Raw genomic sequence first — 22,824 nt, forward strand, 5'->3', positions numbered from 1 at the left:
GTTTTCTCCCGTGGGCTCTTCAGGACGCAGACTGCGTCTCATATTATAGGTTTCTTATCTTGAAATCACGTTCCAATTCCCGTTTCTGATCCTTTTTCGCGATATCTTCCCTCTTGTCGTAGAGCTTCTTACCGCGGGCCAGGCCGATCTCCAGCTTCACCAGGCTGCCCTTAAAGTAAACCTGGAGAGGCACGATGGTATAGCCCTTGATCGCGATCTTGGAATCCAGCTTGCTGATCTCCGCCCGGTGCATCAGCAGCTTCCTCGGTCTTAAGGGATCTTTATTGAAGATATTTCCCTTTTCATATGGATTGATGTTCATGCCGTATACCCATACTTCCCCCTTGTCGATTCTCACAAAGGCTTCCTTGATGCTGCATTTGCCCATCCGGATGGACTTCACTTCCGTGCCGGCCAGCTCAATGCCGGTCTCGTATTTCTCATCGATAAAATAATCATGGTATGCCTTTTTGTTGTTGGCAACCAGTTTGAAACTCTCTTTCCCCATCCTTCTATCCTCCTGTTATTCCTCCGCAGCGGGAATAAAGTCGATCGTCCTGGCCAGCTTATCCGTTCCTGTGACCATGACGCGGATCGGCTGACCGAGTTTATATACCTTCCTCGTCATATCGCCGATCAATTCTAAATGCTCTTCATCAAAATGGTAATAGTCGTCCTTTAACTCGCTTACCCGGATCAGGCCTTCCACTGTGTTGGGAAGCTCCACGTAGAGTCCCCAGTTTGTGACTCCCGATATGACGCCGCCATATACCTCGCCGATATGGCCCGCCATATACTCGCACTTCTTCATCTTCACGGTTTCGCGCTCCGCTTCATCTGCCCGCCGCTCCATAGCGGAGGTCTGGACCGATACGCCGGTTAGAAGCTTATCGTAGTGGGCCGTTCTCTTCTCGCTCAGCCCGCCTCGCAGGTTCTCCTTGATGATCCGGTGAATCTGTAAATCCGGGTACCGCCGGATGGGTGAGGTAAAGTGGGTATAATACTTGGCGGCCAGGCCGAAATGGCCCGTATTCACCACAGTATACTTGGCCTGCTTCATGGAACGCAGCGCCAGACGGCTGATCAGCGCCTCCTCCGGTGTGTCCTCCGCCTTCACCAGAAGCTTCTGGACCTCTTTCGGATAGACCTCTCCGTTATGGAACCGGATGGAGTAGCCGAAATTATTAATAAACGTGGCCAGACTCTTCATCTTCTCCGGGTCGGGATTATCATGGGTCCGGTACAGGAACGGGAGTTCCTGCCAGAAATAGTCCTCCGCCACAGTCTCATTGGCGATGAGCATGAAATCTTCGATAATCTTCGTCGCCGCGTTCCGCTCATACGGCTTGATCTCCAGCGGTTTTCCGTTTTTGTCCAGAATCACCTTGGTCTCCGGGAAGTCGAAGTCGATCGATCCCCTCGTCTTCCGCTTCTCCCTCAGGATATCGGCCAGCTCCTTCATAAGAAGGAACATGGGGACAAACTCCTCGTATTCCTTCATCACCGCCTCATCACGGTCTGTCACAACCGCGTTTACCGCCGTATAGGTCATACGCCTGTCCACGTTGATGAGCGTCTCTGCGATCCGGTGCCCGGTCACATTGCCCGCTTCGTCGATCTCCATGATGCAGCTGAGCGCCAGACGGTCCTCCCCCTGATTTAAGGAGCAGATTCCGTTGGACAGCTTATGGGGAAGCATGGGGATCACCCGGTCCACCAGATAGACGCTGGTTCCCCTCTTAAGCGCCTCCTCGTCCAACGGGCTGTTCTCCGTCACATAGTGGCTGACATCCGCAATGTGGACGCCCAATGTATACACACCGTTCTCCTTCGATACGGAAATCGCATCATCCAGGTCCTTCGCATCCTCGCCGTCGATGGTGACGGTCTGCAGGCTGCGCAGGTCCAGTCTGCCTTCCCGCTCGCGATCCGTGACCTCGTCGGAGACCATTTCCACCTGCTCCATCACCTCGTCAGGGAATTCTTCCGGAAGACCATACGCCTTCACGATGGTTATGATATCCGTTCCCGGATCGTTTACATGGCCCAAAATCTCCGTGATCATGCCCTCCGGCTTCTTCTGGCTTCCGCCGAAGTCCGTAAGCACGGCTACCACCTTGTGACCGGTCACAGCCCCCATATCCTTTCCCTGAGGAATGAATATGTCCTTACCAATCTTCTGGTTGTCCGGAATGACAAATCCAAAGTTCTTATTTTTCTGGTAATATCCGATCACGGTCCGGTTCGCGTGCTCCAGAACACGCAGGACACGTCCTTCTGCCCGTCTTGAGCCCTCGCCCTCTGTCTCGATGGTAATCTGTACGGTATCGCCGTTCATAGCGTCAGCCGTCTTATCCTCTGGTATAAAGACGTCCTGCTCCCGTCCTTCCACGGTCACAAAGCCAAAGCCCCTCGGATGGCCGCTGAACGTACCGGTTATGGAGCCGATATCCGGCTTGCCGTACTTTCCTTTTTTGGAAATGCCAATCTTTCCCTCAGACAGCAGTGCATCCAGCACTTCCTTCAGCTCTTCTCTCTGCCCCTTCGGCACATCGAGAAGAATCGCCATCTCCTTCAGCTTCATCGGAACGTAGGCCGGTTCTTCCACCAGCTGTAATATCATGTTCTTTCTCTGTGTCAGTTGTTCCTCTGTCATAATTTCCTCGTTTTCTGTTTTACGCTGCGGTTCCCTCTGCTTTTATCATTATGCCCGGAAGGAACGTAAATAGTCCGGCCGCCGGACTCCCGCGCCGGAAGGCACTTGCTTCACCGGATGAATTTTCCTGTGAAACAAAAACACCCTTGCCGCCTAACCACAAGAGTGTTTAATCTTTACAGTATATTCAGATTCAATACTAACGCGAGAACGAAAAACAGAATCGCTCCGTATCTTGTAAATTTCTCAAGTTTACCTTCCATGGAACGGCCTTTGTTTCTTCCCCAGTAAGTATCCGCCATACCGCCGATGGAACCCAAGCCCTGTGTCTTTCCTTCCTGCAGCAAAATAATTGCAGATAATGCTATACATATGATAACAAATATGATTGATAAAATCGTTCTGATCATGTCCCTTTTCCACCTCCTATAGTCAAACATGGTAATCATATCATATTTTTTCCATAAATACAACTGCATTTTTTGTATTTTTATATACTTACTTTCATCCACTCTTCGATTCTCAGAAGCTCGTTGTATTTCGATGTCCGCTCCGACCGGCACGGCGCGCCCGCCCTGATCCAGTCTGCGTTTACAGCCGCGGCAAAGTCGGCAGCGTACGGATCCTCCGTCTCACCGTATCCCTGGGACACGGCTAATTTCAGCCCGTTTCTTTTGGCCAGATCCGCAATCTCCATGGCCGCCGTCACGCTCTTCGCTCCGCACATGGAAATGCCTGCTGCGTTTTCCTCCACGCCGTCCCAGTCTGCAAGGCAGGCCCAGTCTCTTTCCCCCGGCTTTAAGCAGCCCGGTTCCCGGTTTTTGTGCTGCCCGATAAATACAGCCCGGTTTCCCAGCATCTTGGTCAGCATTCCCCATCCGTCCGCATCCGCTTCCGCCAGCCCGTCGAACACGGCGCAGACCGGATATCCGTCCAGCAGACGAATATAGAAACCGATCATATCATTTCTGTCCCGCTCGACCGGTACGCCTGTCATATGGCTTTCCCCTTTAAACTGATAGAACCCGGTACCTTCGTCGAAGAGTGATTCCGCACCTGCGCCGATGGCCAGACACATATCTTTCCCCGGCTCATAGCCGCACAGCATCATGGCCTCCATGATATATTCCAGAGCCTCCTCCGAATTTCTCAAATCCGGTACAAAGCCGCCGTCGTCTCCCACCCCGGTCTGATATCCCGAGATGGTGAGAAGCCGTTTTAATGCCTGATATACCTCCATGCATTTTTCGGCGCCTTCGCCAAAGGAGGCGGCGCCCACAGGGACTACCATATAGGATTCCAGATCGAGTGAGTTGTTCCTTCCGTATCTCCCGCCGCTGATCATCGTCATCATGGGGACCGGGAGGCGTCCAGGCGCCGTTCCGCCCAGATACCGGTAAAGAGGCATTCCCAGGCCGGCCGCCGCTGCCCTGGAAACCGCCATGGATACCGCAGTTAAGAAACCGCCGCATTTCCTGATTCCGCAGGAAGAAGCGCCCTCCTCCAGCAGCTTGTCAATGCCTCTCTGGTCTGACGCGTCCTCAAACAGTACGCACTCCGACAGTACCTCCATGACCCGGTCCGTGTCTTCGCTGTCCTCGCAGAGCGCTACCATGGCGCGGCCCCGGGCGCCGTTTTCCAGCTCCACTTCCGCCTCCACGGCCGGCAATCCCTCTGAATCCAGCATTCTGCGCCCGATCACCTCTATAATTTCAAGACCTTCCGCCATAACGTATTCCTCCTTACAAAACAATCCATTTTCTGTAAGGATGAACACAACTCCGGCACTTTATACCCGGTGACGCAAGAATATACGACCGTTTATGCTCTCAGTTCAATTCCAAGCGCCTGCAGACCATTTAATATTTTATTCATGACCGCGCCGACTTCCTTGTCCTCCAGCGTGTGGTCCTTCGCACGGAAGGTGATGGAGTAGGCCACAGACTTAAAGCCTGCGAGGATCTGAGCGCCCTCGTAGATGTCGAACAGCTGGTAGCTCTCGAGAAGCTTTCCGCCGCGCTGCTCAATCACGTCTTCGATCTGACCCACCAGCACGTCCTTCGGCACCACCATACTGATATCTCTGGATACAGCCGGATACTTCGCGATGCCTGTATACTTGCGGTCGAATGTGGTGAACGGAATCATAGACGGCATATCGATCACAGCCACATACGTTCTCTCACCGATTTTATAGTTATCCGCTACATCCGGATGAATCTCGCCTAAATAGCCTACAGTAACTCCGTCGTAGACGATATCGGCCTGTCTGCCCGGATGAAGGAAGCTCTTTTTGTCCTCCGGAGAATAGTGCGGTTTCTTGTGCATACCGGCTTTGTCGAAGAATTCCTCAACCACGCCCTTCATGTCATAGAAATCACCGTCACCGTACATTCCGAGTGTAAACTGCATCCGCTCGTCAGGCAGTTCTGTCAGCGGAAGAGACTTCGGAAGATAGATATTTGCCAGTTCGTATAAACGGACATTTTTATTTCTGCGGTTGTAGTTTGTCGATAAGGAGTTTAACATACCGTGCAGCGGAGAGGTTCTCATGATGCTGAAATCCTCGCCCAGCGGATTTAAGATTCCCACCGTCTTACGAAGCGGGCTGTCCTCCGGAAGCTTCAGTCTGTCAAATACCTTCGGGCTCTCGAAGGAATACGTCATGCCCTGGGAGAATCCGCAGAACTCCGCAACCTCTCTGGCCACCTCTTCCACACGCAGCTTATACGATAATTTTCCGGTCGTGGCCTCTCCTGACGGTAGCGTTACCGGGATCTTGTCATAGCCGTAATATCTGGCCACTTCTTCTGCCATGTCGGCCATGCAGTTTAAATCCTGACGGAAGGTTGGAACGATAATCTCACGTCTATCGGGGTCATATCCCAGATCCAGCTTCTTAAAGTAGCCCAGCATGGTTTCTTCGGAGACATCTGTTCCCAGAAGCCGGTTCATCTTCTCCGGCTCAAATGGAATTCTCTTTTCCGTTTTCTTTTCCGGATAGATGTCGATCATGCCGCCGACGACCTCACCGGCGCCCAGCTCCTCGATCAACTGGCAGGCACGGTTTACCGCCTCCTCGGCGTTGTTGGGATCAAGACCCTTTTCGTATTTTCCGGAAGCATCGGTACGGAGTCCGACCTTCTTTGCGGAGAGACGGATGTTGGTGCCGTCGAAGCATGCGGATTCAAATACCATGGTCTTCACATCATCGGTGATCTTGGAGTTTTCACCGCCCATGATGCCTGCGATGCCGACTTCCTTTTCCCCGTCGTTGATCATCAGAATCGTGCTGTCCAGCTTTCTCTCCTGACCATCCAGGGTTTGGAATACGTCGCCGTCCTTTGCACATTTGACAATAATCTCATGGCCTGCCAGCAGGTCATAATCGAACGCGTGCATGGGCTGGCCGTATTCTTCCATTACGTAGTTGGTGATATCCACGATATTGTTGATCGGGCGGATTCCACAGGCGGCCAGACGTCTCTGCATCCAGGACGGTGACGGGGCGAGCCTGATATTTTTCACCATTCTTGCACAGTAACGCGGGCAAAGATGGCTGTCTTCCACGGATACTTTTAAATAGCTGTTGATGTCCTCATCGTTTCCGGTGGCCGTAACAACCGGAGGATGGAATGGCTTGTCAAAGGTAGCCGCTGCCTCTCTGGCAATGCCGATTACGCTGTAGCAGTCCACACGGTTGGAGGTAATTTCATACTCGAATACGCTGTCACGCAGGCCCAGCACCTCGATTGCATCTGCGCCTTCCTCTGCGTCTGCAGGAAGGATATAGATGCCGCTCTCCGGGGCATCCGGATACATTTCTTTAGAGGAACCCAGTTCCTCGATGGAGCAGAGCATGCCGTTTGATTCAATGCCGCGAAGCCTGCCCTTTTTAATCGCCACGCCGTTCTCCGGAAGAGGGCCGCCGTCATGGCCTCCCGCTACCTTTCCGCCGTCCAAAACCACCGGAACCTTATCGCCTTCCTTAACATTTGGTGCGCCGGTCACGATCTGAATGGTCTCCGCGCCGATATTCACCTGGCAGATGATCAGTTTATCCGCATCCGGATGGCGTTCGATCCGGTCAATCCTGCCGACTACGATCTTCTCCAGGTTTTTGTCGAGGCGTTCGAAGCCTTCTACTTTCGTTCCGCTTAATGTCATCGCATCTGTATATTCCTGGTCGCTGACATCTAAGTCCGGAACATATGCTTTAATCCATGATAATGGTGTATTCATCTTTTTTCCCTTCCTTTCCCTAGAACTGTCTTAAGAACCGAATGTCATTTTCATATAACAGTCTCATATCATCGATCTCGTACTTCAAAAGTGCGATACGCTCAAGGCCGACACCGAAGGCGAAGCCGGAATACTCGTCCGGGTCAATGCCGCTCATGCGGAGAACGTTGGGATGCACCATGCCGCATCCTAAGATCTCGATCCAGCCGGAGCCCTTACAGAACCGGCAGCCGCTGCCGCCGCATTTAAAGCAGGTTACATCCACCTCGGCGCTGGGCTCTGTGAATGGGAAATGATGAGGACGGAATTTTACTTTAGTCTCCGGTCCGAACAGTTCCTTTGCAAAATCTGCCAGCGTTCCCTTTAAATCGGCAAACGTGATGTTCTTGTCGATCACCAGGCCTTCAATCTGATGGAAGGATGGGGAATGGGTCGCATCCACCTCATCGGAACGGAATACGCGTCCCGGGGCGATCATACGGATCGGCAGCTTACCCTGCTCCATGGTGCGGACCTGTACCGGAGATGTCTGGCTTCTCAAAACGATGGATTCGTTAATATAGAAGGTATCCTGCTCGTCTCTGGCCGGATGGTTCTTCGGAATGTTCAGTTTTTCGAAATTATATAAATCATACTCCACTTCCGGGCCTTCCACTACTTCATAGCCCATGCCGACGAAGATGCGCTCCACTTCTTCCAGCGCGATGGTGTTCGGATGGCTGTGGCCTACATTGTTTCTCTTTGCAGGAAGGGTCACGTCGATGGTCTCTCTTCTTATCTGCTCTTCTCTCGCCTTCTTTGCCAGAGACGCCTTGGCCTCCTCCAGCCTGTTTTCGATGATGGCGCGGGCGTCGTTGACCATCTGGCCTACCTTCGGTCTCTCCTCCGGCGGAACGTCCTTCATGCTCTTCAGCACGCTGGTCAGTTCGCCCTTTTTCCCTAAATAAGCGACCCTGATCTCATTCAGCTTTTCCAGCGCGTCCGACGCTTCGATCTGCTTCAATGCATCTTCCTTGATTTTTTCTAATTGGTCTTTCATCATGCTCTCCTTCTTTTATCATTTTTTCTTATACATAGAGTTGGTTACAAAAAAAAGCTCCGCCCCTGGTTAGGGACGAAGCTTGAGTTCGCGGTACCACCCTGATTCCCGCACAGAACGCGCAGGCACTCGGCATACGTAACGTGTATGAACGTCATGACCTACCCGCCGTCTTCGTAGGACGGTTTCTGCCATGCTGCTTCAGTGGGAAATTCAAACGCTTATCTGAACTTAAGGGGGCTTACAGCCGGTGACTCCCTCTCTCTGAAAGAAAATAAGGTTCTACTGACACCTTCATTGCATTTATCTGATAAAACTGAATTCATTTTATCCATTGCAGCAGGAAATGTCAAGTGGTTTGCGGATTTTTCTTCACAAAGTCGAATCGTTCGATGTATCGTTTCTTATGGGTATCTCTCGTTGCCACACTGACTCCCCAGTATTTCGTGATGTCCTTACGCTCCTCTCCTTCCGGTATACAAATGCCGGACGCCCGGTTCGGAAGCGGTGCACACGGCTCGAAATGGATCCCGTCATCGCTGTAATAAAGATACTGCACACCCTCCGGATCGTTCCAGTCATCTCCATATATCCTTCCCTCGCCCTCCCTGTGCTTGAGTCCGGACAGCAGACAGAGCCCATCCTGATACGGCCAGACAGAAAACGCATGGCCGCGGATAACCGGATTCCCTTCATATCTGTGATACGGACCCGTAATCGTATCCGCCCAGGCCAGCCCCAGCATGGTTTTATCCCCGTCTGGTTCCGTCAAACGGCTTCCCTTAAAATAAACCAGCCATCTGTTCTGGAAAAATACCGCACTTACATCGTCAACAGCCTCGTCATCCCAGTTTCCTTCCTCTTCCCACTGAAGTACCGGCCCGTCCCCCAGTCTTTCAAACGGGCCTTCCGGTGTGTCCGCTGCAGCCAGACCACAGCACCTTCTCGTAGTCTTCCCTTCGGCAAAATCGGTACCCACACCGGTATAGAACATATAAAATCTTCCTTTGTCATGAATCACATTGGCTGTCAGGACTCCCGCGCAGTCCCAGCCGCTTTCTGCCGGAAGCAGCGCATCCTTCCCAGCTTCCCAGTGGAAGCCATCTTTTGAAGTACAGCACATGATCTTGCAATCAGCAAAATGATCGTAGGGCCGCTCATTGTCATGCTGTGTATACCACAAATAATACGTTCCCTGATCATATAGTATATTGGATGGATCGTGGTTATTGTCTGAAGGCAGATTTACGGTCTCCACCGTCTTTCTCTCCACTTCCAGCAGTTCTTTCGGTAATTTCATCTTACACTCTTCCTTTCTTTTGCTCAGCTATACTTTATTTCAAATGTCTTTTTCATCAGGCCAGCGGTAAGAACCGTAAATACCTTCTATTCCTTCCCTGTCCCTTCCACAATACCGTCAATCATCTGGTTATGAAAAATCAGATACAGAACCAGAATCGGCAGAGCACTGAGTGCCGCTGCCGCCAGGAGCACGCCGTAATTACCGTTCATGGAGACATCTCCAATCGACCTCAGCAGGGCTGTAACTGTCAGCTTTTCCTTTTTGGTCGTAATAATAATCGGCCACAGGAATTCATTCCAGGTATTCATAAAAGTCAGAATAGCCAAAGATACAATGGCCGGCTTCAGCATGGGAAAACCAATTCGCATCAAAATCTGATTTTCCGCAGCTCCTTCAATTCTAGCTGCTTCCATAGTTTCCTGCGGAACCGTACCGGAGGCAAACTGCCTCATCATGAAGATTCCAAATGCAGGTATCGCATTGGGTAGAATCATGGACCATAAATGGTTGACGCCTCCCAGCTGCTTTACCAGTAAGTACGTGGGAACCAGCCTCGTCTCCAGCGGAATCATTAAAGATGACAGTGTAATGATAAAGAGCACATTTTTAAACGGAAACTGATACTTGGCAAAGGTAAATCCTGCTGCTGTGCAGAAAAAGCAGGCCAATGCGGTTGTAGAGACTGCGACAATGACACTGTTCATCATATTCGTCACAAAGGGCCAGTTTGCAAACAACATGCGGTACATCTTAAGCTGGAACCCAGCTGCCGGAAGAATCTTCGGGGACAGCGAGAATATTTCATAATCTTCCTTAAAGCTTCCCATAAACATCATCAGGAACGGAAAGCAGGTGACAATGATCACGGTCAGCAGCAGCAACAGGGAAAATAGCTTTTTTAAAATATTTTCAGCATTCTCTTTCTTCATCGTCACTCCTCCGTCCTTCCATAATAATTTTTTACTACAAAGACACTGAGTATTACGAGAAATGCGAACAGAACATACGTAATCGCTGCCGCATACCCCATTTTTGAGTATTCATATGCATTCTGGTACATGTAGTACACCAGCGTGGTGGATGAATTCATCGGGCCGCCCTGTGTCAGTACCATCACGTCACCCACATTCTGGAAAATCCAGATGGTTGACATGAGCATGACGAAAAATATTTCCGGAACCATAAGCGGCAATGTGATTCTAAAAAACTTCGTAAACGCTCCGGCCCCGTCAATGCTGGCAGCTTCCCCCACAGAGCTTGGAATCTTTTGCATTCCAGCCAGCAGTACCAGAGAGAAATAACCGGTCATACGCCATATGTTCATAAATGCTACTGAGACTTTCGACAAAGCAGTGGTATCCAGCCATCCGACAGGACCGATGCCAAAACAGCGTTCCAGCAGTACGTTGATCAGTCCTCCCTCCGTGGTAAGTAAAATACGGAATATAATTGCTGCCACGGCGACAGCAGTAATGTATGGCAAAAGAACGATCACCGAATACACTCGTTTGCCGGTCAGTCTGGAGGAATTCAGGACTGCAGCCAAAATCAGGGCCAGAAAAGTACGCAGTGGAACGATGTAGAGCCAAATTAAGACTGTATTCAGCAAGGACTTCCAGAACTTGTCATCCCGCAGCAGCTTTTCGTAATTTTTAAATCCAACGTGGTCAGCGGCCGCCACCGTTCCCAGACCATCGAAATTGGTCAGGCTGATTAAAAAACCGCTGACGGCAGGATAAATATAAAAAACTGCAAACAGAATGAAAAAGGGCGCGATCCACAGATAACAGTGTTTGTATTTTTTCATTTCTTTTAATGTACTGGTCATTTAATCAGCCTCCAAACCGGTCAAACCTATCAGATGTCATTTAATTTCTGTTTCATGACCTCAACCGCAGTTTCTGGTGTGTATGCACCGTTTAAGAACATCTCTCCGATTATCTCAGACAGCACATTGTTCATCTCGTTGCTTCTCTCGTCTACGAATGGGATATCGGGATCCGTATTCAGAAGGATCTCAGCCAGCTCTGAAACCACAGGTTCTCCGCCGAACGCCTCCCAGCCGTTATCCCTGCTTGCCGCGATGGCGCGGATTCCTTCCATGCAGCCAGTTGCATACTGCGCCATAACTCCATCTTCGTTTACATTGGAGAACTTCTCAGCCGCCTCTTTCGTAAGTGCAAGATAACGGACTACATCTTTTGCTGTCTCTAAGTGTTCCGTATTTTTATTGATCGTATAGTACTCCGTATTGTTGATATACGTCTCTCTTCCATTTTCCGCGAATTTCATCGGTTCTGCAATCGCCAGATGACCATAACCGCCCTGTCCATTTGGGTCTACGTTCGTCACATAGTAAGCAGCATGTGCTGCGACAGATGGAAACGCGGCGATCTTGCCGGCATTGAAAGCAGTCCAGTATGCCTCGCTGTTGCCCTGCTGGCTCGTATGCCAGATCCCGGCGTCGTAGCATTTTTTCATCAGTTCCAGAGCTTCCTTCCCCTTGTCCAGAGACACATTGCCCTCTGAATCCAGGACCTGTCCTCCCAGCATATAGATGAAATTCTGAAATACCTCGTTGCAGCCGCTGTCCGCCGGATCAAATGCACCCGCATAGTAACCGTTTTCCTTCAGCATTACCGCCTGGTTAAAATAATCGTCAAAGGTTTTCGGCGCAGTCAGTCCCAGTTCGTCATAGATATCCTGTCTGTACATAAATACATACTGGTTAGTCACCTGATTGGGTATTCCATATACTTTTCCCTCCATGGTTACCGGATCCATGACCGGAAGCACCTCTCCCTCCGTAAACATATCTGACATATCCACGAGATACCCCGCCTTAGCAAACTGCGGCGCATACAGATCATGTACAATCATGATATCCGGCGTACTTTCATCGTTTGACAGCTGAAGCTTCATTTTTGTCGGATATTCCGCATAGGAGTATTTTTCAAAATTGATCTTCACATTTGGATGTTCTGTCAAATAATCCCGGAGTACAATTTCTGCCACGGATACGAGATGGGCGCCTCCCATCATCGTCAGCTCGATTTCTCCCTCTTCTTTTGCCTCCGACCCGCTCATCGTCGTTTCTGCTGTTTCCCCGTTTTTTGTTTCGTTACTGCTTCCACCGCAGCCAGTCAGTGACATACACCCCAATACTACGGCAATCCCCATTGCTAACCCTCGTTTTTTCATAGATACGAAACCTCCTTGTTTGGTATATTCTTTATTTTTATTTCATTTTTTATGATTTCCAGCCGCTCCGGATCCACTCTTCCCACCTGCTTCTCCATGGCATTGGCGATGCCGCAGGCCATGGAAAAACGAAATATCTCTTCCATGCTCCAGCTTTTTCTCAGGCCTATGGCAAATCCTGCTACCGTCGAATCCCCGCTTCCTATGGTGGAAGTCACTGAAACACTGGGAATAACCGCTTCCCAGCAGCCCTCCCTTCCGGCCAGGATTCCGCCCTCCGATCCCAGGGAGACCAACACATAAGCCACTCCATCCTGAACAAGCTGTAATGCCAGCTTCCTCACTACCGTCCGGTCGGACACCGGTTCCATTCCAAACAGTTCAAATAATTCCTGCATATTGGGTTTATAAAAATAATAACCGTCTTTTCTCAATTGTTCTACGGTTACGCTGTTTGTATCCAGAAAGCATCTGGCTTCCTTCCATTGACACATTGCACTTATTTCACTGTACAGGCTATCCGGCGCGCCTTCAATCGTCATACCGGAGCAGATCACAATATCGTCTCTCTGCAAATCCTCCCGAAGCCGGCACAGCAGCTGCTCCACCTGCCTCTTCTCTACGGTCGGCCCCTGCTCAACCAGTTCGGACTCTCTTCCCTGTTCCAGATCGATGATATTAATCGTCTCTCTCGTATTGCCGTTTATCTCGATCAGACAGGCATCGATCCCTTCCTTTTCCATAAAGGCCCGGATCATTCTTCCGTTGCTGCCAGCGATAAATCCGTACAGAGCCACAGGTTCCCCGCACTGTTTGCATACCTTGGCGACATTGATACCTTTCCCTCCTATAGATACCTCTCTCAACAGGTGGAAGTATTTTTTCCCCGGTTCAAAACCATTGACATGGTAAGATCGGTCTATCACCGGGTTTAAACAGATCGCCCGAATCATTGACTCACCCCCTCTTTCACCCAGTTGTGGCCGGAGCTCCCCGTCACCTGACTCATTTTCCACATAACCTCTTCCTTCCACGCATCCTTTCCCTGTTTTAAATAGACGCGGGGATCGTATTTATCGGGCTGTTCCCTAAGAACTCTGCGCACCGCACCGGTAAATGCAAGGAAATTGTCCACATCCATATTGGCCTTGCAAACTCCATATTCTGCGGACCGGCGTATACTGCTCTCACTGCAGTTTTTCATCACCTCCACACGGCCTCCCTGTTCATTTACATATTCAATCAGATGCAGGGGAAGGGACGCCGCTCCGTGTAATACCAGCGGAAAGCCTGGCAGTTCAGCCTGAATCCGTTCCAGAACCTCCATATGCAGAGGCAGATTTTCTGCCGCCTTTACTCCGCCGTGTGAGGTTCCCGCCGACACAGCCAGGCTGTCACAGCCGGTCAGAACAACGAATCGCTTCGCAGCGTCCGGATTTGTAAATTCCACATGTTCTGCAAAGATTTCGTCCTCGAATCCAGGCAGACGTCCCAGCTCCGCTTCCACACAGACCCCCCTTGCATGGGCATATTCCACGACTTCCCTTGTAAACCGTACATTCTCCTCAAAGGAAAGATGGGATCCATCAAACATGACCCCTCCCACGCCTGCATCAACCGCCTGCATAGCTGCTTCTGCCGTCGGACAGTGATCGTGATTGATTCCTACAGGAACCGATACACTTAAAGCGGCAATCTTCATCACCTCTATAAACTGCCTGAAATCCGGAACGTATTTCCGTGCCCCCATGGACACCTGAAGTATTACAGGCGACTGCTCTTCCTCCGCCGCTTCCAGCACCGCACACAGACTGTCATAGTTAAATACATTAAACGCTCCCACAATGTAACGGCGTTTCATGGCATCTACGTACAACTGATCCAATTGAACAATCATTATTTGCCTCCTTTTATAGAAAACGTTTTCTATCGATTTAAAAAAATAATGGGTTTCTATGGGAAGGAAAACCGGAATCCACTGAAATCCCTTCAACTCCTTTCTTTCCTTCCCCTTTTCCGGTGCACCTCTATCTGCAAATATGTCTCAGCTAAGGCTCCGAATTGAATTACCATGTTTTAACTTCAGAGGCAGTTCATAATGGCAGAAATCCTCCTTCTCCCCCTTCAGCCTCATTAAGACCAGCTCTCCTGCCAGCTGCCCGATCCGGAATGGATCCTGAACCACAGATTCAATTTGAGGCTGAATCAACTGGTGCATCGGCAATTCCCCAAACGAGACCACCGATACGTCTTCCGGAATCCGGAGATTCAGTTCCTCCAATGCCAGCAGAGTACCTTCTGTCATCACATTATTGGCACAAAATACTGCTGTTGGCTTTAACCCATTTCCGGCAAAGATCTGCTTCACCCACTGCCTGGCGTCGTCACTGGTAAAACCGCCTCTGCTGACCCATTCATCTCTCAAAGGCAGTCCATAGGCCTGCATCGCCATGCGGACGCCTTCCAGTCGTTCCTTACCAGAACTGATATTCATCAATACATTGTTAACTGCAATCTCCGTATGACCTTTCTGTATCAGCGCCTCCACCAGCTGGTAAGAGGAATCCCGGTTGTCCTCCACCACAATATCTGCCTGAAGCCCCGGAACCTTACGGTCGATTGCAATAACTGGCGTTCCATTCCCGGCAATATTGTTTAAATGATAGGAACTGCTGTCGGAAGAAGCGATTACCAGCGCATCCACACAGCGCTCCTCAAACATTGAGAGAATCTGATGTTCCTTCTCCACGTTTCCGTCGCTGCTAGCATAAATTATCTGATAACCCTGAGCGGAAACGACGTCTTCCAGCTTTCTCGCTGCCTTCATGAAGAAACGGTTCGAAATATCCGCCACCACCAGGCCTATGATACCGGTATTATTACTCTTCAAACTTCTGGCCACCAGGTTCGGCCTGTATCCCAGTTCAGCTACCGCCTTCTCAATCTTCTCCCTGGCTTCCGCACTCACCGGATAATTATTATTGAGTGCCCGCGACACGGTGGTTATGGACATACCCGCGTGGGCTGCCACTTCTTTAATCGTAACATTTTTCACATCGCACGCTCCTATAGAAAACGATTTCTATGTTTATTATAACCAGCTCCACTCCACTTGTCAATATGATTTTTTATTTTTCTGTTTACAGACGGTTGCTGCTCCTTGCTCCCTCCCCTGCTGCAGTGGTCATCATCTCTGTTATCTAGGGTTATAAACAGTAGTTTGTAATGAAACGAAATGAGCCGTTTGACATTTTCACGCGCATATATTAGAATAAAAAAACCGGGTTATGTGTTGTACGCTTTAGGCGGATAAGGCGCAGAACGACAAATCGAAAATTGTGGAGGAAAAAGATAATGGCAAAAGAAAAGGGGTCATTTAAAGAATTTCTATCGGCAGTTGCGCCAGAACACCAAGCGTTTGTCGAAAAACTTAATACCAAACTTATTGAACAGGGATGTGATCTTGTAATTAAGGAAGCAAAAAGCGGTTATGCTGCTTCATATCAACTAGAGAAGAAAACAGTGATGAATTGGGTGTTTCGCAAGTCCGGTATTTTGGCACGGATTTACGGTGACAATGCTGGTAAGTATGAGGATACAATCGCTTCTCTGCCTGCTGATATGTAAAAGAAAATGACTACCTCCCGTGACTGCAAGAGATTGTTTGACCCTAATGCTTGTAGTGATACCTGTGTTAAAGGTTTTATCTATGCCTTGAATGGCGATACACATAAAAAATGCCGTAATGACGGAATGTTTTTCCTGCTGACAAATGAAACAGCGGAGCATATAGCTGGTCTGGTCTGTGCAGAGGTTAATGTGCGTAAGTCAGCTTTATAACGACAGAAAAGTTAAGACCTATAGTATGTTGTTTGACAGATTTAAAGCGTTGACTCAGGCTTGCTATAAAAGCGAACACCATCGAGGAATTTGCAATTATGATTTTAAAAGAAAAGGACAGAGAACATTGTCACTTATGTAACCGACGATGTTCTCTGTCCCTTTTTATGGCTGAGCCGCTCCTACTATTGAATCAAACACTGATTCTCATCAAACCCATCCGCATACATACTGTCCTTATATATCTCATCCAGCGTATCAAAGCGGAAGGTTCCCGCCTTCACTTTATAGAACTTCTTCTCCTCCGGAATATAGAACATCCCGCTCTTATCCACGTTTATGGCTGCAATCTGTTCTGTATCCGCCGAAAAATATATCTGGTACGTAGTTGCCTCGTCCAGCTGGCCGTTCGGGACCTCCTCTAAGGAGAAGCCTGTAAATAAGTCGGCCACCGCTTTAATCCTGCCTTTATCCTCGCTGAAGAACGAATAACACACAGAGCCATAGTAAATGGAAACCGCTTCCGACTTCTCTGTATCAATCGGTATGCCGGAAAGCACCTCTCCGTCTGCCGTATCCGTTCCTGCGCCGTTCTTTCCTGCATGATCTGCCTCTGACGCAGCAGCCTCTGTTCCACCGACGGCGCTGTCAGCAGCCGTCTCTGATCTTCCGACGCTGCTCACATCCGGTGCTTTCGCTGAAGCACCGCAGGCGGTCACAGTAAGCGAGGCCGCCATGGAAAGCCCGATAAAAGCGGCGTAATATCCTGTTTTTTTCATTTGTCTAATCACCTGTCCTGTTATACCCGGTCACACGGCAAACTGGCTGTTGTACAGTTCCGCATAGAAACCGTTCTTCTCAAGCAGGCTCTCATGAGTCCCCTGCTCGATGATATGGCCGTCCCGCATGACCAGAATCATGTCTGCTTCCCGTATGGTGGAGAGACGGTGGGCCACAATAAAGCTGGTCCTGCCTTCCATCATCTTGGAAAATGCCTTCTGAATCCGTATCTCAGTTCTCGTATCAATGGAAGACGTGGCCTCATCAAGAATCAGCATGGGCGGCAGACACAGCATCACACGCGCAATGCACAGGAGCTGCTTCTGTCCCTGGGACAAATTGCTTCCGTCCTCAGAGATAACCGTGTCGTACCCATCCTTCATTCGTTTGATAAAGCTGTGGGCATGAGCCTCCTTCGCCGCTTTGACCACTTCCTCGTCCGTGGCTTCCGGCCTTCCATATGCGATATTATCACGAATCGTGCCGGATTTCAACCATGTTTCCTGGAGGACCATGCCGTAACTCGTTCTTAAGCTCTTTCTCGTAATCTCCCGCACATCGGTTCCATCCACTTGAATCGAACCGGAATCCACATCGTAGAAACGCATGAGCAGGTTGATGACCGTGCTCTTTCCGCATCCGGTCGGCCCCACAATGGCGACACGCTGCCCCGGTTTTACTTCCAGATTCATATTTTCGATCAGCGGTATTTCAGGATCATAAGAGAAATTCACTTCGCTCAGAGACACTTCCCCCTTTACCTCCGACAGGACAGCTGCATCCGGCGCATCCGGAATCTGTGGTTCCTCATCGATCAGTTCAAAGACGCGGGCCGCCGAGGCCAATGCGTTCTGAAGCTCCGTCACCACGCCGGAAATCTCATTAAACGGCTTCGTATACTGGTTTGCATAGCTTAAAAAGCTGGAGAGCTGCCCCACCGACAAATAGCCGGAAATAGCCGCAAACGCGCCTGCAATTCCCACGCTGGCGTACACCAGGCTGTTGACGAACCGGGTAGCCGGATTGGTAATGGAAGAAAAAAATGTAGCCTTAAGTCCCCATACCCGCAGACGCTCGTTGATTTCCTCGAACTGGGACTGAGCCTCCGCCTCATAGCCGAATGCTAAAACCACTTTCTGGCTGCCCAGCATTTCTTCCACAAGGGAGGTGAGTTCGCCCCTCGTCTGCGATTGTTTCCGGAACATAGTGTAAGTCCGCTTTGCAATAAAGCTGGCCACAAACAGAGAGACCGGGGTAACCAAAATCACGACAACCGCTATGGCCGGATTGATTGTAAACATGAAAATGAGGGTTCCTAAAATCGTAAGGATACCCGTAAACAGCTGCGTAAATCCCATCAAAAGTCCATCGGAAAACTGGTCGATATCGGCAATCAGGCGGCTGATGATATCGCCGTGGGAATGGGAATCGATGTATTTGAGCGGCAGGCTTTCCACCTTTGCAAACGCCCGGACACGGATATCCTTCACCACACGGTACGTGATGATATTGTTGATATGGCTCATAAGCCACTGGGATACAGCGGTAATCAGGATAATGACACCAATCTTCATGAGAATTTTTCCCATGACGGCAAAATCCACACTTCCCGGTGCAAGAATGCAGTCAATGGCTTTACCGGTCAAAATCGGCACATAGAGAGTCAGGACCACCGTGATCAATGCACAGGCCAGTGAAGCCAGGACGCCCCATTTATACCGGCCGATGCTGGAGAGTATACGCCGTATGGTCGTTTTATGCTTTTTCATATTCATCCTACTGCACCTCCTCCTTCGAAAGCTGGGACAGACAGATTTCCCGGTAAACCTCACATTTTTCTAGCAGCTCCTTATGGGTTCCGCATCCCACCATGGCGCCGTCATCCAGGACGACAATCTGATCCGCGTTCCGGATCGTGGTTGCGCGCTGGGATACGATGAATACAGTCATATCCTGCGTCCTCTCCTTAATGGCCTTCCGAAGCCTGGCGTCCGTAGCAAAATCCAGGGCCGACGCACTGTCATCCATGATCAGTATCTCCGGTTTTCTGACCAGCGCCCTGGCAATCGTGAGACGCTGTCTCTGTCCGCCGGATAAGTTCTTGCCGCCGGCCTGGATGTAGAGCTCCAGTCCCTCGGCCTTTTCTTCCACGAATTCAAGGGCCTGAGCCGTCTTAAGCGCTTCATAGATCTCGTCGTCTGTGGCATTTTTCTTTCCCCACTGCATATTCTCCCGCAGTGTCCCGTGGAATAACACCGCCTTCTGCGGAACGACCCCCGCCTTGCCGCGCAGCTGATCCAGCGGATACTCCCTGACATCGTGGCCGTCCACCAATACCCCGCCCTCCGTCGCATCGTAGAAACGGGGAATCAGATTGACAAGCGTCGATTTACCCGATCCCGTACCGCCGATGATACCCACGGTCTGCCCTCTCGTTACGGAAAATGAGATGCTGCTTAAGGCCGGTTCCCTCGCTCCATCATAGGTAAATGTCATATCTTTAAATTCTACCGCCGGAGCACCTTCGCAGGCATCCAGACACGTATGGTTCTTATCCGTGATTCCCGGCTTCTGCTCGAACACGGCACTGATCCGGTTCGCGCAGGCCAGCGCTTTGGATATGGTGATGATTAGATTAGCCAGCTTCACCAGCTCCACCAGAATCTGGGACATGTAGTTCACCAGAGCCACTACCTCGCCCTGAGTGATAATCCCGCGGTCCACTTCCTTCGCTCCGGTCTGAATGAGCACAATGATGCCCAGGTTGATAATCACATAGGTAAGAGGATTTAAAAGGGAAGAAATCTTCCCGACAAACACCTGGATTTTCACCAGCTTACCGTTTTCCTCATCAAACCGGCGGCCTTCATCCTCCTGTCGGTTAAAGGCCCGGATCACACGGACACCGCTTAGATTTTCCCTGGCGGTCAGAAGCACGCGGTCCAGCTGCCGCTGTACCTTTTTATAGAGAGGCATACTGATTAGCATGATGCCAAATACAACCACGGACAGCACCGGTATTACAACGACAAAAATCAGAGCAGCCTTCACATCGATGGTAAAAGCCATGGCCATGGCCCCGAACACGATGAAAGGAGACCTCAGAAAGAGACGTAAAAATAAGTTAACTCCTGACTGTACCTGGTTTGCATCACTCGTCATGCGGGTGATTAGCGTGGCGGTCCCCGCTTTATCGAGCTCCGCATAGGAGAGGCTGCCGATGTGGGAGAACAGGTCATTTCGCAGCGCCGTACCGAATCCCGCAGCCGCCTTTGCAGCAAAATACTGGGCCGTGATGGAACAGACCAACCCCACAACACCCAGAAGCACCAGAATTCCGCCCATTTTTAATATATACGGGAGGTCCTGTGCCTTAATTCCGACATCGATTACTTTCGCCATCACAAGAGGCACCATCAGCTCAAAACTGGCCTCCAGAAGCTTAAATAACGGCCCTAAGAAGCTTTCCAGCCGGTATTCCCTTAAGTATTTCAGGAGTTTTTTCATTTATCCTTCCTCCGGACTCATATGTTTTTAGAATAATTCATTGTAATATTATAGCATTCTGGTATAATATTACAAGTATCTATTGCAGAAAAATAATTATTAAAGAGGTGTATTCCATGGGACAGATGAATTCAAGGCAGCTCTATTATTTTACAGTGATTGCGGAAACAGGCAGTTTTACGGCGGCAGCAAAAAAGCTGGGGCTGTCTCAGCCGCCGCTCAGCAAGCAGATCATGATGCTGGAGGAGGACTTAGGCGTCCGTCTTCTGACCCGCGGGGCAAGGAAGGCCGAGCTTACCGAGGCTGGTTCCTATCTCTATGCCCGGGCTAAGGATATCCTGTCCATGATGGATACGGCCGCTGATGAGCTCCAGAATTTTCCCTCCTCATCAAAGGGAATCTTAAAGCTGGGAACGATCTCCTCCTCCGGCAGCTTTCTGGCGGACAGCATCCTGCCGGACTTCTGCCGGCTTCATCCCAATGTTCGTTTTGAAATCTCCGAGGGGAATACTTACGAGCTTCTGGAAAAGCTGAAAAACGGTATTATCGAATGCGCTGTGGTTCGAACACCGTTTAATACCGATGGTTTTCACTGTGTCTTCGGATCAGAAGAACCGCTTACGGCAGTCGGAGTTTCCTCCTGGTTTGACGCGATCCCAGGCGGCACAATCCGTCTTACAGACCTGGCAGGAAAGCCTCTCATCTATTATCGGCGCTTTGACGCCATCATATCCATGGCGTTTCAGAATATCGGCGCAGCGCCTAATATCTTCTGCCGCAATGACGACGCCAGGACGTGTCTCCAATGGGCTGGCGCCGGCTTAGGCGTGGCCCTGGTGCCGGAATCCATCAGCAGCATGAGAACGGTCGAAGGCCTGACAGTCCGGATCATTGATTCTCCGGAAACGGTCACCCGCATGACTGCCATATACAAAAAAAATGGCTATGTTTCAAACATAGCCAAAGAATTTGTAACTTATTTTGAAACACATTCTAAGCCTCATTCAGCTTCACAGCCTTCCCAAACACGAAAAATCCGATGAGAAACATCACGGCCAGAATCGCAACACCGCCGTTGCTCTTTCCCGTAATCTGAGCGAATAATCCCATCAGAGCCGTTCCCATGAAAGAAGCGCCCTTTCCGCAGATATCAAAAATACCGAAAAATTCTCCCGATTTCTCAGGCGGAATGATTCTGGCAAAATACGACCGTGACAGCGCCTGGATCGCTCCCTGGAACATGCCGACGCAAACGGCCAGCACCCAGAACTCATACTGCTTATCCAGCTGAATCGCATAAAGCGCAATACAAAGGTATGCAAGAATACACAGGCGAATGAGTTTTTCCGTCCTGTACTTCTTCGCCGCTTTGCCGAACAACAGCGCAAATGGGAACGCTACGATCTGAGTTAAAAGAAGCGCCAGCAAAAGTCCCTGGGAATTGAGCCCCAAAGAGCTTCCATAAGCCGTAGCCATCTCGATAATGGTATAGACCCCGTCAATATAGAAGAAGTATGCAATCATGAAAACAAAGATCTTCTTATGATTCTTCAAATCAAGAAGCGTATGCCCCAGGCGGCGCAGGCTCTCCTTCACCACTCCGCGTCCCGACTCCGCGTTGCCCGTATAGTGAACCTGTTTGTAGTGGCGGAGCAGAGGCACCGTAACCACGAACCACCACAGGGCGTTAATGATGAGCGCAATCACCATGGCAGTCACCATAGTGATGCCGATCTTTTCATAGAACAGTACAAACACAAGGCTGAACACAAACGGAACACAGCTTCCGATATACCCCCATGCAAACCCATGGGAGGACACCGCGTCCAGACGTTCCGGCGTCGTGATATCCGGAAGCATGGAATCGTAGAACACCAGACTCGCAGAGTAGCCCACCTTTGCAATCACAAATACCACCAAAAATACAATCCAGGATTTTGGTATGGCAAGTGCGGCACATCCCAGAACGCCCACCATCATACAGATCATAAATATCGGTTTCTTATACCCCTTCGTATCGGCAATGGCGCCGCAGACCGGGCCGATAAAAGCCACCAGCAGCGTAGCAATCGAGGCTGCATATCCCCAATAGGCCAGATAATCCACCTCGGAGACGCCCTCCAGTCCCGCCAGATAATTAAAGTAAATGGGCAAAATTGTCGTCGCAAGCAGCACGAATGCGGAATTTCCTACATCGTACAGAATCCAGTTTATCTCCATTTTTGTAAGCTTTTCTTTTTTCTCCTGTCCCATGTA

18 protein-coding genes, 1 pseudogene and 1 other annotated feature are annotated in these 22,824 nt (G+C 50.0%); of the genes and pseudogenes, 2 read left to right on the forward strand and 17 right to left on the reverse strand.

The features are described 5' to 3' along the window. Positions 1-43 precede the first annotated feature (43 nt). From smpB to M1L66_RS18195, 13 genes are all read right to left on the reverse strand, one after another. Positions 44-508: an SsrA-binding protein SmpB gene (gene smpB / locus M1L66_RS18135; protein WP_055652953.1), complete on the reverse strand. Its 465-nt coding sequence runs from the start codon at positions 506-508 to the stop codon at positions 44-46. A gap of 15 nt (positions 509-523) precedes the next feature. Then, positions 524-2,656 carry a ribonuclease R gene (rnr, locus tag M1L66_RS18140; protein ID WP_434687478.1) on the reverse strand — a complete coding sequence of 711 codons (2,133 nt, stop codon included), beginning with the start codon at positions 2,654-2,656 and terminating at the stop codon, positions 524-526. A 176-nt stretch (positions 2,657-2,832) separates the two neighbouring features. Further along, positions 2,833-3,066 carry a preprotein translocase subunit SecG gene (gene secG, locus M1L66_RS18145; protein ID WP_002603794.1) on the reverse strand — a complete coding sequence of 78 codons (234 nt, stop codon included), beginning with the start codon at positions 3,064-3,066 and terminating at the stop codon, positions 2,833-2,835. An 80-nt stretch (positions 3,067-3,146) separates the two neighbouring features. Further along, complete coding sequence (gene eno, locus M1L66_RS18150; RefSeq protein ID WP_187019558.1) at positions 3,147-4,385, reverse strand: phosphopyruvate hydratase; 1,239 nt, start codon at positions 4,383-4,385, stop codon at positions 3,147-3,149. Between the two features lie 92 nt (positions 4,386-4,477). Then, positions 4,478-6,898 (reverse strand): phenylalanine--tRNA ligase subunit beta, encoded by a 2,421-nt coding sequence (pheT, locus tag M1L66_RS18155; RefSeq protein WP_187019556.1) that lies wholly within the window; start codon positions 6,896-6,898, stop codon positions 4,478-4,480. Positions 6,899-6,917: 19 nt separating this feature from the next. Next, a complete protein-coding gene (gene pheS, locus M1L66_RS18160) occupies positions 6,918-7,937 on the reverse strand; it encodes a phenylalanine--tRNA ligase subunit alpha (protein WP_055652956.1) in 1,020 nt (339 codons plus the stop codon). A 68-nt stretch (positions 7,938-8,005) separates the two neighbouring features. Further along, positions 8,006-8,244 (reverse strand) — a binding site (T-box leader). A gap of 42 nt (positions 8,245-8,286) precedes the next feature. Continuing rightward, positions 8,287-9,237: a family 43 glycosylhydrolase gene (locus M1L66_RS18165; protein ID WP_434687481.1), complete on the reverse strand. Its 951-nt coding sequence runs from the start codon at positions 9,235-9,237 to the stop codon at positions 8,287-8,289. Between the two features lie 86 nt (positions 9,238-9,323). Continuing rightward, positions 9,324-10,169: a carbohydrate ABC transporter permease gene (locus tag M1L66_RS18170; RefSeq protein WP_187019552.1), complete on the reverse strand. Its 846-nt coding sequence runs from the start codon at positions 10,167-10,169 to the stop codon at positions 9,324-9,326. Between the two features lie 2 nt (positions 10,170-10,171). Then, on the reverse strand, positions 10,172-11,068 hold the full coding sequence (locus tag M1L66_RS18175) for a carbohydrate ABC transporter permease (protein WP_187019549.1): 897 nt from the start codon (positions 11,066-11,068) through the stop codon (positions 10,172-10,174). Positions 11,069-11,097: 29 nt separating this feature from the next. After that, positions 11,098-12,441 (reverse strand): ABC transporter substrate-binding protein, encoded by a 1,344-nt coding sequence (locus tag M1L66_RS18180; protein WP_187019547.1) that lies wholly within the window; start codon positions 12,439-12,441, stop codon positions 11,098-11,100. Continuing rightward, a complete protein-coding gene (locus tag M1L66_RS18185; protein ID WP_187019545.1) occupies positions 12,438-13,394 on the reverse strand; it encodes a 1-phosphofructokinase family hexose kinase in 957 nt (318 codons plus the stop codon). The genes M1L66_RS18180 and M1L66_RS18185 overlap by 4 nt, the downstream gene beginning before the upstream one ends. Then, the gene (locus M1L66_RS18190) at positions 13,391-14,338 is read right to left on the reverse strand and encodes a class II fructose-bisphosphate aldolase (protein ID WP_187019543.1); all 948 of its coding nucleotides are present in this window, start codon (positions 14,336-14,338) and stop codon (positions 13,391-13,393) included. The genes M1L66_RS18185 and M1L66_RS18190 overlap by 4 nt, the downstream gene beginning before the upstream one ends. Before the next feature lie 147 nt (positions 14,339-14,485). After that, on the reverse strand, positions 14,486-15,496 hold the full coding sequence (locus M1L66_RS18195; RefSeq protein WP_187019541.1) for a LacI family DNA-binding transcriptional regulator: 1,011 nt from the start codon (positions 15,494-15,496) through the stop codon (positions 14,486-14,488). 299 nt (positions 15,497-15,795) lie between these two features. Between M1L66_RS18195 and M1L66_RS18200 the strand changes: the two are divergent. After that, positions 15,796-16,281, forward strand: a pseudogene (locus tag M1L66_RS18200) (hypothetical protein). A gap of 185 nt (positions 16,282-16,466) precedes the next feature. Here the strand turns inward: M1L66_RS18200 and M1L66_RS18205 are convergent. From M1L66_RS18205 to M1L66_RS18215, 3 genes are read right to left on the reverse strand one after another with little or no spacing between them, the layout of a single operon-like run. Then, positions 16,467-17,060, reverse strand: coding sequence for a hypothetical protein (locus tag M1L66_RS18205; protein ID WP_434687485.1), 594 nt, complete (start codon positions 17,058-17,060; stop codon positions 16,467-16,469). Between the two features lie 30 nt (positions 17,061-17,090). Then, positions 17,091-18,836: an ABC transporter ATP-binding protein gene (locus M1L66_RS18210; protein ID WP_434687487.1), complete on the reverse strand. Its 1,746-nt coding sequence runs from the start codon at positions 18,834-18,836 to the stop codon at positions 17,091-17,093. Between the two features lies 1 nt (position 18,837). Then, positions 18,838-20,568 (reverse strand): ABC transporter ATP-binding protein, encoded by a 1,731-nt coding sequence (locus tag M1L66_RS18215; protein ID WP_434687489.1) that lies wholly within the window; start codon positions 20,566-20,568, stop codon positions 18,838-18,840. 116 nt (positions 20,569-20,684) lie between these two features. On the opposite strand from M1L66_RS18215, the gene M1L66_RS18220 reads away from it, so the two are divergent. After that, complete coding sequence (locus M1L66_RS18220; RefSeq protein WP_187019530.1) at positions 20,685-21,611, forward strand: LysR family transcriptional regulator; 927 nt, start codon at positions 20,685-20,687, stop codon at positions 21,609-21,611. Here M1L66_RS18220 and M1L66_RS18225 read toward each other — a convergent pair. After that, positions 21,562-22,821, reverse strand: a complete 1,260-nt coding sequence (locus M1L66_RS18225; protein ID WP_187019528.1) for an MFS transporter — start codon at positions 22,819-22,821, stop codon at positions 21,562-21,564. The two genes, M1L66_RS18220 and M1L66_RS18225, sit on opposite strands and share 50 nt — an antisense overlap. Between the last annotated feature and the right edge of the window lie 3 nt (positions 22,822-22,824).

The organism is Hungatella sp. SB206, assembly GCF_051132295.1.
GTDB lineage: Bacteria > Bacillota > Clostridia > Lachnospirales > Lachnospiraceae > Hungatella > Hungatella effluvii.

Bases quoted from the DNA above. Each gene is read 5' to 3' on its own strand.
- smpB (WP_055652953.1), bottom strand. From the start codon at position 508: ATGGGGAAAGAGAGTTTCAAACTGGTTGCCAACAACAAAAAGGCATAC.
- rnr (WP_434687478.1), bottom strand. From the start codon at position 2,656: ATGACAGAGGAACAACTGACACAGAGAAAGAACATGATATTACAGCTG.
- secG (WP_002603794.1), bottom strand. From the start codon at position 3,066: ATGATCAGAACGATTTTATCAATCATATTTGTTATCATATGTATAGCA.
- eno (WP_187019558.1), bottom strand. From the start codon at position 4,385: ATGGCGGAAGGTCTTGAAATTATAGAGGTGATCGGGCGCAGAATGCTG.
- pheT (WP_187019556.1), bottom strand. From the start codon at position 6,898: ATGAATACACCATTATCATGGATTAAAGCATATGTTCCGGACTTAGAT.
- pheS (WP_055652956.1), bottom strand. From the start codon at position 7,937: ATGAAAGACCAATTAGAAAAAATCAAGGAAGATGCATTGAAGCAGATC.
- M1L66_RS18165 (WP_434687481.1), bottom strand. From the start codon at position 9,237: ATGAAATTACCGAAAGAACTGCTGGAAGTGGAGAGAAAGACGGTGGAG.
- M1L66_RS18170 (WP_187019552.1), bottom strand. From the start codon at position 10,169: ATGAAGAAAGAGAATGCTGAAAATATTTTAAAAAAGCTATTTTCCCTG.
- M1L66_RS18175 (WP_187019549.1), bottom strand. From the start codon at position 11,068: ATGACCAGTACATTAAAAGAAATGAAAAAATACAAACACTGTTATCTG.
- M1L66_RS18180 (WP_187019547.1), bottom strand. From the start codon at position 12,441: ATGAAAAAACGAGGGTTAGCAATGGGGATTGCCGTAGTATTGGGGTGT.
- M1L66_RS18185 (WP_187019545.1), bottom strand. From the start codon at position 13,394: ATGATTCGGGCGATCTGTTTAAACCCGGTGATAGACCGATCTTACCAT.
- M1L66_RS18190 (WP_187019543.1), bottom strand. From the start codon at position 14,338: ATGATTGTTCAATTGGATCAGTTGTACGTAGATGCCATGAAACGCCGT.
- M1L66_RS18205 (WP_434687485.1), bottom strand. From the start codon at position 17,060: ATGAAAAAAACAGGATATTACGCCGCTTTTATCGGGCTTTCCATGGCG.
- M1L66_RS18210 (WP_434687487.1), bottom strand. From the start codon at position 18,836: ATGAATATGAAAAAGCATAAAACGACCATACGGCGTATACTCTCCAGC.
- M1L66_RS18215 (WP_434687489.1), bottom strand. From the start codon at position 20,568: ATGAAAAAACTCCTGAAATACTTAAGGGAATACCGGCTGGAAAGCTTC.
- M1L66_RS18220 (WP_187019530.1), top strand. From the start codon at position 20,685: ATGGGACAGATGAATTCAAGGCAGCTCTATTATTTTACAGTGATTGCG.
- M1L66_RS18225 (WP_187019528.1), bottom strand. From the start codon at position 22,821: ATGGGACAGGAGAAAAAAGAAAAGCTTACAAAAATGGAGATAAACTGG.